Genomic DNA, 12720 nt, shown 5'->3' with positions numbered 1-12720 from the left:
CCTTCGGAGGTTGAGGATAAACCGGGTTTTCGGGTTTCAGGGCTGCTGCGCAGCCCATCGGGGCGGTGCGACGTTTCGCTAAATCCCCTCACCACAAAACCTCACTTGCCCTACTTGGTAGCCTGCAACGCCTCCAGCTTGGCCATCACCCCCGCCGCCGTCTGCTCGCCCATCAACTGCTCACGCACCTTTCCCTTGTTGTCGATGATGTAGGTCACCGGCAAGGCCTCACTGCGCGGCAGGTCGAACAGGTCGGCCGGATCCTGCGCCAGCACGGTGAACTTGATGCCCAGCTTCTCGCTGGCGCTCTTCAGGTCTTCACCCTGGACGTTGTCGAAGTTGACCCCGAACACGCCGATGTTCTTGCTCTTGAGTTCGTCAGCCAAATGATTGAGCTCAGGAATTTCCGTGCGGCACGGGCCACACCATTCGGCCCAGTAATTGATGACTACCCATTGTTTGTCCAGACGCTCGGACGCGACCTTCTGACCATTCTGGTCAATGCCGTAGTCATTGCCGCAGCCCCCCAGCATCAACGCCCCGATTATCGTCAATGCCGCTGCCAATCGCCGTGTCATGTCATGTTCCCTGGTCAAAAATTGAAGGCGCCTGCGACCCATCGCCTCTGAAGGTTCTGGATTGCGCGCTGCACAGTTAGAATAGCCGCCACTTTACGCCAGAAGCGACCCGCCATGACCGATCTGACGCTTTATCACAATCCGCGCTGCTCGAAATCCCGCGGCGCGCTCGAACTACTTGAGGCCCGTGGCCTGACCCCGAACGTGGTGCGTTACCTCGAAACCCCGCTGAATGCAGTGCAAATCAAGGCACTGCTCGGCAAGCTCGGGATCAGCGCGCGTCAGTTGCTGCGCAGCGGAGAAGATGAATACAAAATGCTTCAGCTGGCTGACGAAAGCCTCAGCGAAGCGCAATTGATCGACGCCATCGCCCAGCATCCAAAACTGATGGAACGACCGATTCTCGAAGTCGGCGACAAGGCTGTGATCGGTCGTCCGCCGGAAAATGTGCTGGAGCTGCTGCCGTGAGCGCGCCGTACATTCTGGTTCTGTATTACAGCCGCAACGGCTCGACCAACGAGATGGCCCGGCAGATCGCCCGCGGTGTCGAACAGGCCGGTCTCGAAGCGCGCCTGCGTACCGTACCGGCGATTTCCAGCGAGTGTGAGGCGGTCGCCCCGGACATCCCGGAAGACGGTGCGCTCTACGCCACCCTCGATGACCTGAAGAACTGCGCCGGACTCGCCCTTGGCAGCCCGACGCGTTTCGGCAACATGGCCGCACCGCTCAAGTACTTCCTCGACGGCACCAGCAACCTGTGGCTGACCGGCGCGCTGGTTGGCAAACCGGCCGGCGTGTTCACCTCCACCGCCAGCCTGCACGGCGGTCAGGAAACCACCCTGCTGTCGATGATGCTGCCGCTGTTGCACCACGGCATGCTGATCACCGGCCTGCCGTACAGCGAGTCGGCGCTGCTGGAAACCCAGGGCGGCGGTACGCCGTATGGCGCCAGTCATCATGCCGGGGCCGATGGCAAGAAAGGTCTGGATCAACACGAAATGGCGCTGTGTCGCGCACTCGGCGCACGCCTGGCCAAGACCGCGCAAAAACTGGAGGGCTAAGGGTGGCGAAGAAGCCGAAAGTCCTGCCCTCCGTCGAATGGCTCGAACCCCGCGTCAAGGCGATGCGGATCGTCAGCCTGTTGTGCTTCTTCGGCCTCGCCGGGCTGCTCGCCGCTTACTACCTGGTGTTCGCCGACCTGCACGGCGCCCGACCGTGGGTGATCCTGCTGGTCGAGCTGATCCCGTGGCTGATCCTTGCGCCGGGGATGCTGATGGGCAACGCGCGTGCGCACTCGTGGATGTGCTTTGTGGTGAATCTGTATTTCATCAAGGGCGCACTGGCAGCGTATGACCCGAACCGGCAACTGTTTGGCGTGCTGGAGATGGCCGCGAGCCTGGCGCTGTTCTGCTCGGCGCTGCTGTATGTGCGGTGGCGGTATCAGTTGAATCGCAAACTCGCGGGCGAAGGCGAGATCAGCGTCGCCTGATCTGACACCTTCGCGAGCAGGCTCGCTCCCACATTTGAAATGTATTCCCTCTGTGGGAGCGAGCCTGCTCGCGAATCGGGCGACGCGGTCTTAATGGTTGACGGTGTACGCGAGCATCATCGAAATCTGGCTCATCGGCCGCCCGCCACTCTGCTCATGCCACTGATTGAACGCGTTCTGCACAATCGCCAGATCGCGCAGACTGGTCGGCACCTTGTCGACGATCTTCTGCGCATTCAGCGCGGCGACCACGTCATAGCTCGGCACGAAGGTGTCCTTGCCGACCATGCGCAGGAAGCGCGGCGCCGACAGCCCGCCCAACTGACTCCCGTGCTTTTTCAGGTAGGTCCACAGACCGACGATATCGGTCACCGGCCAGTCGGCGATCAGCGCGCCGAAACTGCCCTTGTCCTTTTCCACATCGAGGATGAACTGGGCATTGCGCGGCACGCTCTTGAGCTTGCCCAGGTGGCGGATGATGCGCGCGTCCTGCATCAGGCGCTCGAGGTGTTCAGCGCTCATCAGCACGACTTTTTCCGGGTCGAACTTGAAGAACACTTCTTCGAAGGCCGGCCACTTGGCGTCCACCAGGCTGTGCTTGAGGCTGGCGCGAAAGACACGCAGGGCCATGGTCGAGAGGTAACGATCGTCGCTGATCTTGCGCAATTGCGCGGGAGTCTTGGGAACGGGCAGATGGGCTTCCAGTTCAGCCGTCGAACCGAAGCGGTTCAGACAGTATTCGTGCAGCCACTTGTAATCGCGCATGCCCTCTCCTATTGAATAAAACGAAAAACCAATGTGGGAGCGGCCCCTGTGGTGAGGGGATTCATCCCCGATGGGCTGCGCAGCAGCCCCAGCTTTTCTGGGGGCGCTTCGCGCCCCATCGGGGATAAATCCCCTCACCACAGGGCTCACTCCCACAATGATTGTGCTTACAGATTGACGACGTTAACGAAGCGCGAAGCCGCCGTTTCGTCAATCTTCAGGCTGGTGAAGTCGAACAGGTTGCGGTCGGCCAGTTGCGACGGCACCACGTTCTGCAGACTGCGGAAGATGCTTTCAGTTCGGCCCGGAGTCTTGCGCTCCCAGTCCTGAAGCATTTCCTTGACCACCTGACGCTGCAGGTTTTCCTGCGAACCGCAAAGGTTGCACGGGATGATCGGAAATTCCTTGAAGTCCGAGTAAGCCTGGATGTCTTTCTCGTTGCAGTAGGCCAGCGGACGGATCACCACGTTGCGCCCGTCGTCGGCGCGCAGCTTCGGCGGCATCGCCTTGAGGGTGCCGTTGAAGAACATGTTGAGGAAGAACGTCTCGACGATGTCGTCACGGTGGTGACCGAGGGCCATTTTGGTCGCGCCGATTTCGTCGGCGAAGGTGTACAACGTGCCGCGACGCAGGCGCGAGCACAGCGAGCAAGTGGTCTTGCCTTCCGGGATCAGTTCCTTGACCACCGAGTAAGTGTCCTTCTCGACGATGTGGTACTCGACGCCCAGCTCTTTCAGGTAGGCCGGCAGTACGTGCTCGGGGAAACCCGGCTGCTTTTGGTCCATGTTCACCGCGACGATCTCGAACTTGATCGGTGCAACCTTCTGCAGGTGCAGCAGCACGTCGAGCATGGTGTAGCTGTCCTTGCCTCCGGACAGGCAGACCATGACCTTGTCGCCGTCTTCGATCATGTTGAAATCGGCGACCGCTTCGCCGGTCAGGCGGCGCAGGCGCTTTTGCAGTTTGTTCTGGTTGACCGTAAGAGTGCCCATGACGCGAAATCCGTGAGGTGTGACGAAAGGCGGGCATTTTACGCAAAAACCCGGGGAGCGCGAAGGGCCGTGGGTCTGTCCCTTTCAACCGATCCCCTGTGGCGAGGGAGCTTGCTCCCGCTGAGGTGCGAAGCGCCTCCAAACCCGCAGCCGCTATTTTCCTGACACACCAAACTGGAAGGATTGGCGACTGCTGCGCAGCCGAGCGGGAGCAAGCTCCCTCGCCACAGAGGTGATCCGGCCTCAAATGTGCAAGACCCTGCCGCGATTACGCTCCGTGTTTACAGCGCGATTTGCTCTAAGCCCCTAGTCCCTGTGCGGTTAAGTCCTTTCTATACTGCGACATAAGGTCGCACACATCTGAAGACCTGAATTTGCTCGGCCACCTTTGGCCCTTAGGCGCTCCGTTGGGGGGCGATGGCAATAACAAGAGGAGTGACTGGCATGATCCATCACGTAGTGGGACTTTTTACCCACCCCGATCAGGAATGGAAGGAAATCCGTGGCGACCAAGAGGAAAGCATCAGCCACATGTACCTGACGCACACGCTGATCCTGGCGGCGATTCCGGCGGTTTCGGCGTTTATCGGCACCACTCAGGTCGGCTGGGTGATCGGCAACCGCGCACCGGTGATGCTCACCGTCGAAAGTGCGATCTGGATGACCGTGATGTCGTACCTGGCGATGCTCGGCGGGGTCGCAGTGATGGGCGCGTTCGTGCACTGGATGGCCCGTACCTATGACGCCAACCCGAGTCTGGCCCGTTGCGTGGCCTTCGCCACCTACACCGCGACACCGTTGTTCGTCGGCGGATTGGCGGCGCTGTATCCGCACATGTGGCTGGGAATGATCGTCGGCACGGCGGCCATCTGCTACACGGTTTATTTGCTGTACGTGGGGCTGCCGACGTTCATGAACATTCCGTCGGACGAAGGCTTCCTGTTTTCCAGCTCGGTGCTGGCGGTGGGTCTGGTGGTGCTGGTGGCCATCATGGCGTTCACCGTGATTGTCTGGGGCCTCGGCGTGGGGCCGGTGTATACCAACTGACAAGCTTCACCCCCGAGAAAAACAAGATCTGCCAATACAGGCCGCCGCAAGGCGGCCTTCTCGTTTGGCGGATGACCATTCGGCAGGTCAGCGATTCGCAAGTCAGGAACGTTGCGGCATACTCGACGCCTCTGGAGATCCATCAAGCATGCCCGAGCAACTCAATACCCGCGTCGAAGACTGTTACCAACTCGCTGAAGCCTTTTTCAAACGTCATTTCCAACGCCCGGTCGTCAGCCTCAAGCTGCGCGGGCAAAAAGCCGGTGTCGCGCATCTGCACGAGAACCTGCTGCGCTTCAACCCGCAGCTGTACCGGGAAAACACCGAACACTTCCTCAAGCAGACCGTGGCCCACGAAGTCGCGCACCTGATCGCCCATCAACTGTTCGGCGACCGCATCCAGCCGCACGGCGAGGAGTGGCAACTGATCATGCGCGGGGTTTACGAGCTGCCGCCGGATCGCTGCCACACCTACGCAATCAAACGCCGCAGCGTGACCCGCTACATCTACAAATGCCCATGCGCCGACAGTGATTTTCCGTTTTCGGCGCAGCGTCATAGCCTGGTGCGCCAAGGGCGACGGTATTTGTGCCGTAGATGCCGCAACACCTTGGTGTTCAGTGGTGAGATGCGGGTGGAATAGCCGGTTTTTGTATTGCCCCAACTGGCCCCTTCGCGAGCAGGCTCGCTCCCACAAGGGGAACGCATTTCAAATGTGGGAGCGAGCCTGCTCGCGAAGAGGCCGGTACAGACGCTAGAGAATTACCTTGGCCGCCCGCAATTGAGCAATCCGCTCAGCACCAAACCCCAACTCCCCCAACACCTGCTCAGTATGCTGCCCCAACCCCGCCCCGACATGCCGCGGCGCCGGCAGCGCTTCGGAGAATTTCAGCGGACAGGCAATCTGCGCCTGGGTCGTACCGTCGCCACGCGGCACCTGGGTCACCAGTTCCCGCGCCTGCAACTGCGGATGTTGTACCGCCTCGCTCAGGTTCAAGACCGGCTCGACGCAGGCATCGACTCCGGCGAACAATTCACACAACTCGGCAAAGTCGTGCTTCTCGAATTCGACTTTCAACGCGTCCTTTAATAACCGTTGCTGCTCGGGTTTCGGCGACAAGCCCTGCGCCGCCAGCTCCGGCCGGCCCAGCGCTTGACACAGCAGCTGCATGAACCCCGGTTCCAGACTGCCCACCGACAGCCAGCGCCCGTCGCGAGTGCGGTAGTAGTCGTAAAAGCTGCCGCCATTGAGCATCTGTTCTTCCCAATGCGGTTCCTCGCCACAGGCCAGATAGCCGGCACCGGCCATGGCGTTCAGGCTGAAGGCGCAATCGGTCATGCTCACGTCCAGATGCGTGCCCTGCCCGGTCTGCTGCCGGGCGATGACCGCCGCCAGCAGGCCGATCACCCCGTGCAACGATCCGCCCGCCACATCCGCCACCTGCATGCCCAGCGGCAAGGGCCCGCTGTCGGCGCGGCCGGTGTAACTGGAAAGACCGGCCAGGGCGAGGTAGTTGATGTCATGTCCGGCGCGATCCTTGTACGGCCCGGTCTGGCCGTAGCCGGTGATCGACACGTAAATCAGCTTCGGGTTGATCGCCTTCAGCGCCTCGTACCCCAGGCCCAGACGCTCCATCACACCGGGACGAAACTGCTCGAGGACGATGTCGTAGTCGGCCAGCAACTGCCTGACCACCTCCAGCGCCTCAGGCTGTTTGAGGTCCAGCGCCAGACTGCGCTTGTTGCGATTGAGGTAAGCGTGGCTGGCTGACACACCTTGATCATGCGGCGGCAGCACCCGCAGCAGATCCATGCGCGTTGGCGATTCGATGCGCAGCACTTCGGCGCCCATGTCCGCTAGCAACAGCGAGGCGAATGGCCCTGGCAGCAGGGTCGAGAAATCCAGAATCTTCAGTGAGGCCAGCGGCGCGGACATGGGCGATCTCCTTGGGCGATGCACCCAGCCTAGGCAGCGCTGCCGCACACGGCAATCACCGGATGCATCAGCGACAGTGACCGTAATGCTCAAATCGCAGGCAATAAAAAACCCCTGTAGCGAGGGGATTCATCCCCGATGGACTGCGCAGCAGTCCCCTTCTATCTAAGAAGGGGCCGCTTCGCGACCCATCGGGGATGAATCCCCTCACCACAAGGGCTCTCAGACTCCAGCATTACACTGGAGCCAATTCAGATTACTTGACGTTGCTCGGAGTAGCACCTTCAGCCACACCCAGGTCATCTTCCGGACGGGTATCCGCGATACCGCGACCGCCCGAAGCCAGCTCGGATTGCAGCACGTCGGTGTCCAGCTCTTTCACCCACTTGGCAACCACGATGGTCGCGACGGCGTTGCCGACTAGATTGGTCAGGGCGCGGGCTTCGGACATGAAGCGGTCGATACCGAGGATCAGCGCCAGACCGGCCACCGGCAAGTGACCGACTGCCGACAGAGTGGCGGCCAGCACGATGAAGCCCGAACCGGTCACACCGGCGGCACCTTTGGAAGACAGCAGCAACACCACCAGCAGGGTGATCTGATGGGTGATGTCCATGTGCGTGTCGGTGGCCTGAGCAATGAACACCGCAGCCATGGTCAGGTAGATCGCAGTACCGTCGAGGTTGAACGAGTAACCGGTCGGGATCACCAGACCCACGACGGATTTCTTCGCGCCCAGACGCTCCATCTTGATCAGCATGCGTGGCAGTACCGATTCCGAAGACGAAGTACCGAGTACGATCAGCAGCTCTTCACGGATGTAGCGGATCATCTTCAGCACGCTGAAGCCGTGCATGCGGGCGATGGCACCCAGCACGATCAGGATGAAGGCCAGGCAGGTGATGTAGAAGCAGGCCATCAGTTGACCCAACTGCACCAGCGAACCGACACCGTAAGCACCGATGGTGAACGCCATCGCGCCGAAGGCACCGATTGGCGCGAGCTTCATGATCATGTTGATGATGTTGAACATCACGTGGGCGAAGCGATCGATGAAGTCGAGGATCGGGCGGCCGTAGTCACCCAGGCGATGCAGGGCGAAACCGAAGATCACCGAGAACATCAGCACTTGCAGGATGTCACCGGTAGCGAACGCGCCGACGATGGTGGTCGGGATCACGTTGAGCAGGAAGCCGACTACGCTCTGGTCTGCACCTTGCTGCACGTAGGTCGCGACTTTCGAGGCATCCAGGGTGCTGACGTCGATGTGCATGCCGTTGCCCGGCTGCACGATGTTGACCACGATCAGGCCGACCAGCAGGGCGATGGTAGAAACGATTTCGAAGTACAGGAGTGCATAACCGCCGGTCTTGCCGACCGACTTCATGCTTTGCATGCCAGCGATGCCGCTGACCACGGTGCAGAAGATGATCGGGGCGATGATCATTTTGATCAGCTTGATGAATCCGTCACCCAGTGGCTTTACCGCCACACCGAACTGCGGGTAGTAGTGACCAAGGGCAATACCGATGATGATCGCGACGATCACCTGGAAATACAGGGATTTGTACAGTGGCTGACGAGTCGTCATTGCAAGTGTCCTCAAGCGTCCCGCGGGCAACATCCATCTGTTGGGCGCAGAACCTGAATTGCGAACCCTCCTGCACTGGAGGGATTTGTTGTTGGAGCGGCGCTATTCCCGCGGGATAGACGCACACTTCTGTCGCTCTTATCGCAAACGCCGTGCCACTTTGGTGCAATTCGCTGCAAGCCTTTTGATATCAGGGGATGCAGAGTATTTTTTGTCACTGCCCGGTGACGCCAGTGTGGCGGATTTCCGCCAAGTCAGCGGATCTCGTCCTACAATTTGGCGGAAATCCGCCTTGTTGCCCTGCGCATGCCCCGGCTACCATCCGGCGCTTGAGGAAGGATCTGCCGCTTATGCGCGAACGTACCATCGCCAGTCATTTCGCCCGTGCCGCCCTCGGTGGCGCACGCCGTTCGGGGTTCGACTATGCGCCGCTGCTTCAGCAACTTGGGATCAGCCCCGAGTTGCTCGATGAACCTCGGGCGCGCATCGCCCCGGAGCAATTCACCCAGTTGATCCAGAGTCTGTGGCTGGCGCTGGATGACGAATACCTGGGCTTTGGCAACGCGCCGAGCAAGCCCGGCAGCTTCGCGATGATGTGCCACGCGCTGATCCACTGCCGCAATCTGGAGAAGGCACTGCAACGCGGTTTATTGTTTTATAGCCTATTCCCCGAGGCTCCGCGTCTGAGCCTGAGCCGCGAAGACGAATGGGTGCGCCTGAGCCTTGATGACTCGCAGTTATGGGACCCGGATCACTTTCTCAGCGAGAGCCTGCTGGTGATCTGGCATCGCCTCGGCAATTGGCTGATTGGCCAGCGGATTCGTCTGAAGCAGGCCACCTTCAGTTATCCGAAACCGGCGCACGGTGCCGAGTACGACCTGCTATTCCCCTGCCCTTTGGTGTTTTGCGCCCAGCAGAGCAGCCTGCTGTTTCACAGTCGCTATCTGCACATGCCGCTGTTGCAGGACGAACGCACCCTCAAGCACTTTCTCGAACGCTCACCCGCCGACCTGCTGTCGCGCCCGGACGACGGCGACAGCCTCAGCAGTCGCCTGCGCCGCTTGCTCAGCCGCGACAGTGCGCACTGGCCGGACCTCGAAGCCGTGGCCGCGCAGCTGCACATCAGCCCGCAAACCCTGCGTCGGCATTTGCGTGAGGAAGGCAGCAGTTTTCAGGAATTGAAGGATCAGTTGCGCCGCGACATCGCGATCTATCATCTGGGACGGGCGGATCTGTCGTTGCAACAGATTGCCGAGCAGTTGGGGTTTTCCGAGCCGTCGGCGTTTCATCGGGCGTTCAAGAAATGGACCGGGCTGACACCGGGGGCTTATCGGGCGCAGGAGCAGTAAGACCTGCGGTGAACTGACTGGCGCCTTCGCGAGCAGGCTCGCTCCCACATTGAACCCTCTGTGGGAGCGAGCCTGCTCGCGAAGAGGCCGGCAAGGCCTGCGACTAAACCGCAGGAAACTGAATCCTGAACGCCGCCCCGCCCATCGGCGAATCCCCGAGCATCAGCTTGGCGTTGTAGCTTTCGATGATGTCCTTGACCACCGCCAGCCCGATGCCCTGCCCCGGATGCTGGCGATCCAGACGTTCGCCGCGCTCGAGGATCCGCGCGCGCTGATTCGGCGGCACACCGGGGCCGTCGTCTTCGATGCACAACTCGATGCCGGCGAGGGTCTCGCGCACGCTGATGCGCACTTCGCCCAGGCACAGGCGATAGGCGTTTTCCAGCAGGTTGCCCATCATCTCCAACAGCGCGCCCTGTTCGATCGGCACGTAGCAGTGCTCCGGCAGATCAAACGCCACCCGCACGTGTTTGTCGCGGTAGACCTTGTCCAGCGTGTCGCACAGGCTTTTGAGCACCGGTTGCAGCCGCACCTGATGGCGCACCAAGCCGCTCTTGCGCAGGCTGGCGCGCTGCAGTTGATAGCTGATCTGCTGACTCATGCGCTCGATCTGGGTTTGCAGCACCCAGGCCTGATCGCGATCTTCCGGGCGTTGGGCCATGTCTTCACTGACCCCTTGCAGTACCGCCAACGGGGTTTTCAGGCTGTGCGCCAGATCATCGAGGGAGTCACGGTAGCGGCTGCGCTGCTGGCGCTCACTGTGCAGCAAACGGTTGAGCGAGCCGGTCAGGCGCAGCAGTTCGCGCGGGTGCTGTTCGGTGAGGCTTTCACGAGTGCCGCTTTCGATCTCGTCGAGTTCCTGACTCAGCCGGCGCAACGCCTTGAGGCCCCAGGTCAGGCCGATCCATAACAGCGCCAGCAGCACCAGCAATGCGGCGCCGAAGCCCAGGTAGAGATTTTCGCGCAGGCCTTCGAGGGTGTTTTCGTACTCACGCACCGGTTGCAGAGCGACGATGCTGAACGCGGCACTTTTACCGCCGAGCAGTTTGACTTCGACGTCGTAGACGAAGAACTCCTGGCCATTGCTCTCGCGGATCCGTGCGAACTCATTGCCCATACCGTCGTAACGCGGCTTGTAGTTGATCTGCTCTTCCTGCGTGCCTTTCGAGCGCCAGACCAGTTTGCCTTCGCGGTCGTAGATGTAGCCGAGCAGGCGGTTGTCGGTGAGATTGAAACGCTCATCCGGCAGCTGCGCCGGCATCACCAGATGGCCGCTGTCGACGCGTGCCGCCGAGATCAGCGTGGTGACGTCCGAGGCCAGGCGCTGCTCGATCGAGTCCTGCAGCGCCAGGCTGAACGCGCCCTGCATGGCCGGCAGCAAGCCGAGCATGAACAACACCGCCAACGTGGTGGCGGCGAGCATCAAGCGAACGCGAAGAGAACGAATCAAGTGCAGCGCTCATTGAACAGGTAGCCAAGACCGCGCACGGTGTCGATCGGCTTGAACCCGCCCGGTCCTTCGAGCTTGCGGCGCAGACGGCCGACCAGCACTTCGATCACGTTCGGATCACGCTCGTCATCATCCGGATAGAGCTGTTCCATCAGGCGATCCTTGGGCACCACTTGCTGGTGGTGGCGCATCAGGTATTCGAGGATGCGGTATTCGTAGGCGGTCAGTGCCAGCGGCTCTTCATCCAGCGACGCCTGCTTGCGATTGAGATCAAGCAACAACGGCCCGGCGACGATGGTCGACTGGGTGAAGCCGCTGGAGCGACGCAGCAAGGCATTCAGGCGCGCGTCGAGTTCCTCGAACTGGAACGGCTTGACCACGTAGTCGTCGGCACCGGCGGCGAGGCCTTCGACCTTGTCCTGCCAATTGCCGCGCGCGGTGAGGATCAGGATCGGAAAGGTCTTGCCGCTCGAGCGCAACTGCCGGATCAGGTCCAGACCGCCCATGCCCGGCAGCCCGAGGTCAATCACCGCCAGATCGAAGTTGAACTGCCCGGTCTGGTACAGCGCCTCTTCGGCATTGGCCACGGACTCGACCACGTGACCGCTCTCCGTCAGGCGGGTTTGCAGGTGATGGCGCAACAGCGCTTCATCTTCGACGACCAACAGTTTCATTACGCTCTCCCGGGTAAATCAAAAACTCCAACAACGCACCTGTGGGAGCGGGCTTGCTCGCGAAGGCGATGTATCAGCCAACATTGTTGTCGACTGATAGACCGCTTTCGCGAGCAAGCTCGCTCCCACAGGGTCTAGAACGAACCGCGCTTTAGAAAGCGTAGTTCGCCGACAGGTAAGTCTGGGCGCTGCTGGTCAAGTCCAGCGAGCCTTGCTTGCTGCCACCGCTTTCTTTCATTTCAGTGCTGGCGTTGCTCATCAGGTAACGGTAACCGAGTTCCACCGAAACGTTCTGCGCCACTTGTTGCAGCACACCGAACTGGCCACCGACGGCGTAACCGATGTCGCTGTCACGGCTATAGCCCGGCGAGTCCTGAGTCAGCTTGGTCAAACCGGCCGTTGCACCACCGAACAGTTTGGTGCTGCCGCCCACTGGATAGAACAGATCGTAGCTGCCCAGCAGGTTTTCCTGGCGCAGTTTAATGCCATTGTGCGAACCGGACACATTGTCGTAGGTCGCGTAGTAACGACCTTGCGAGTTTTGCTGACCGAGGCGCACGCCGTAGGTGTTGTTGCCGTCGATTGCGCCGCTGGCGTCAGGGTGGCCAAGGTTGTCGTTCAGCGCGTGGGATTTTTTAACCTTGTCACTGGTCTGGCCAAAGGTCAGGCCGGCGAAGTTGCTGGTGTCATCGGCATGTGCCGCAAGGCTGGAGCCCAACAAGGTAAAAGCCAGCAGCAGTTTGTTTAGACGATTCATCGCGTTTCCTCTTTCACAGTGCTGTTTGGGTATGGCGCAAGGTTACTGACCCGCCCCTGTACCTGCCCTGAACACTCTCTGAACCTGCGCTG

The 12720-nt window shown here is 60.7% G+C and carries 14 protein-coding genes; 6 read left to right on the top strand and 8 right to left on the bottom strand.

The window, feature by feature from the left end; translation table 11 throughout:
* Window positions 1-110: 110 nt before the first annotated feature.
* The gene (locus HDC30_RS18970) at window positions 111-578 is read right to left on the bottom strand and encodes a TlpA disulfide reductase family protein (protein WP_096796797.1); all 468 of its coding nucleotides are present in this window, start codon (window positions 576-578) and stop codon (window positions 111-113) included.
* 114 nt (window positions 579-692) lie between these two features.
* Here HDC30_RS18970 and arsC point away from each other — a divergent pair, with 114 nt between their 5' ends.
* From arsC to HDC30_RS18955, 3 genes are read left to right on the top strand one after another with little or no spacing between them, the layout of a single operon-like run.
* Window positions 693-1046, top strand: a complete 354-nt coding sequence (gene arsC, locus HDC30_RS18965) for an arsenate reductase (glutaredoxin) (protein ID WP_096796798.1) — start codon at window positions 693-695, stop codon at window positions 1044-1046.
* Window positions 1043-1639 carry an NAD(P)H:quinone oxidoreductase gene (gene wrbA, locus HDC30_RS18960; RefSeq protein WP_115989123.1) on the top strand — a complete coding sequence of 199 codons (597 nt, stop codon included), beginning with the start codon at window positions 1043-1045 and terminating at the stop codon, window positions 1637-1639. The genes arsC and wrbA overlap by 4 nt, the downstream gene beginning before the upstream one ends.
* Before the next feature lie 2 nt (window positions 1640-1641).
* The gene (locus HDC30_RS18955; RefSeq protein WP_135296356.1) at window positions 1642-2067 is read left to right on the top strand and encodes a DUF2069 domain-containing protein; all 426 of its coding nucleotides are present in this window, start codon (window positions 1642-1644) and stop codon (window positions 2065-2067) included.
* A 90-nt stretch (window positions 2068-2157) separates the two neighbouring features.
* On the opposite strand, the gene HDC30_RS18950 is transcribed toward HDC30_RS18955, so the two are convergent.
* Window positions 2158-2832 (bottom strand): DNA-3-methyladenine glycosylase I, encoded by a 675-nt coding sequence (locus HDC30_RS18950; RefSeq protein WP_183784372.1) that lies wholly within the window; start codon window positions 2830-2832, stop codon window positions 2158-2160.
* 167 nt (window positions 2833-2999) lie between these two features.
* On the bottom strand, window positions 3000-3824 hold the full coding sequence (gene ttcA / locus HDC30_RS18945; protein WP_183784370.1) for a tRNA 2-thiocytidine(32) synthetase TtcA: 825 nt from the start codon (window positions 3822-3824) through the stop codon (window positions 3000-3002).
* Window positions 3825-4268: 444 nt separating this feature from the next.
* Between ttcA and HDC30_RS18940 the strand changes: the two genes are divergently transcribed.
* Complete coding sequence (locus tag HDC30_RS18940; RefSeq protein WP_007917515.1) at window positions 4269-4871, top strand: Yip1 family protein; 603 nt, start codon at window positions 4269-4271, stop codon at window positions 4869-4871.
* Window positions 4872-5019: 148 nt separating this feature from the next.
* Window positions 5020-5514 (top strand): SprT family zinc-dependent metalloprotease, encoded by a 495-nt coding sequence (locus HDC30_RS18935; RefSeq protein WP_003227192.1) that lies wholly within the window; start codon window positions 5020-5022, stop codon window positions 5512-5514.
* Between the two features lie 111 nt (window positions 5515-5625).
* Here the strand turns inward: HDC30_RS18935 and HDC30_RS18930 are convergent, their stop codons facing one another.
* The gene (locus HDC30_RS18930; RefSeq protein WP_183784368.1) at window positions 5626-6807 is read right to left on the bottom strand and encodes a CaiB/BaiF CoA-transferase family protein; all 1182 of its coding nucleotides are present in this window, start codon (window positions 6805-6807) and stop codon (window positions 5626-5628) included.
* A gap of 256 nt (window positions 6808-7063) precedes the next feature.
* The gene (locus HDC30_RS18925; protein WP_027612291.1) at window positions 7064-8398 is read right to left on the bottom strand and encodes a dicarboxylate/amino acid:cation symporter; all 1335 of its coding nucleotides are present in this window, start codon (window positions 8396-8398) and stop codon (window positions 7064-7066) included.
* A gap of 350 nt (window positions 8399-8748) precedes the next feature.
* On the opposite strand from HDC30_RS18925, the gene HDC30_RS18920 reads away from it, so the two are divergent.
* Complete coding sequence (locus HDC30_RS18920) at window positions 8749-9747, top strand: AraC family transcriptional regulator (protein WP_183784366.1); 999 nt, start codon at window positions 8749-8751, stop codon at window positions 9745-9747.
* A gap of 103 nt (window positions 9748-9850) precedes the next feature.
* On the opposite strand, the gene HDC30_RS18915 is transcribed toward HDC30_RS18920, so the two are convergent.
* The 3 genes from HDC30_RS18915 to HDC30_RS18905 all read right to left on the bottom strand — a co-directional run bounded on the left by HDC30_RS18915 (window position 9851) and on the right by HDC30_RS18905 (window position 12628).
* Window positions 9851-11197, bottom strand: a complete 1347-nt coding sequence (locus HDC30_RS18915; protein ID WP_027612289.1) for an ATP-binding protein — start codon at window positions 11195-11197, stop codon at window positions 9851-9853.
* On the bottom strand, window positions 11194-11871 hold the full coding sequence (locus HDC30_RS18910; protein WP_027612288.1) for a response regulator transcription factor: 678 nt from the start codon (window positions 11869-11871) through the stop codon (window positions 11194-11196). The genes HDC30_RS18915 and HDC30_RS18910 overlap by 4 nt, the downstream gene beginning before the upstream one ends.
* A gap of 151 nt (window positions 11872-12022) precedes the next feature.
* Window positions 12023-12628 carry a membrane protein gene (locus HDC30_RS18905; RefSeq protein WP_027612287.1) on the bottom strand — a complete coding sequence of 202 codons (606 nt, stop codon included), beginning with the start codon at window positions 12626-12628 and terminating at the stop codon, window positions 12023-12025.
* Window positions 12629-12720: the final 92 nt, after the last annotated feature.

Origin of the sequence: Pseudomonas sp. JAI115, assembly GCF_014200835.1 — a bacterium.
In the GTDB taxonomy this organism is placed as follows: domain Bacteria; phylum Pseudomonadota; class Gammaproteobacteria; order Pseudomonadales; family Pseudomonadaceae; genus Aquipseudomonas; species Aquipseudomonas putida_A.
Note: the sequence above shows the minus strand (reverse complement) of the source record. Positions and strands in the feature narration are given on the sequence as shown.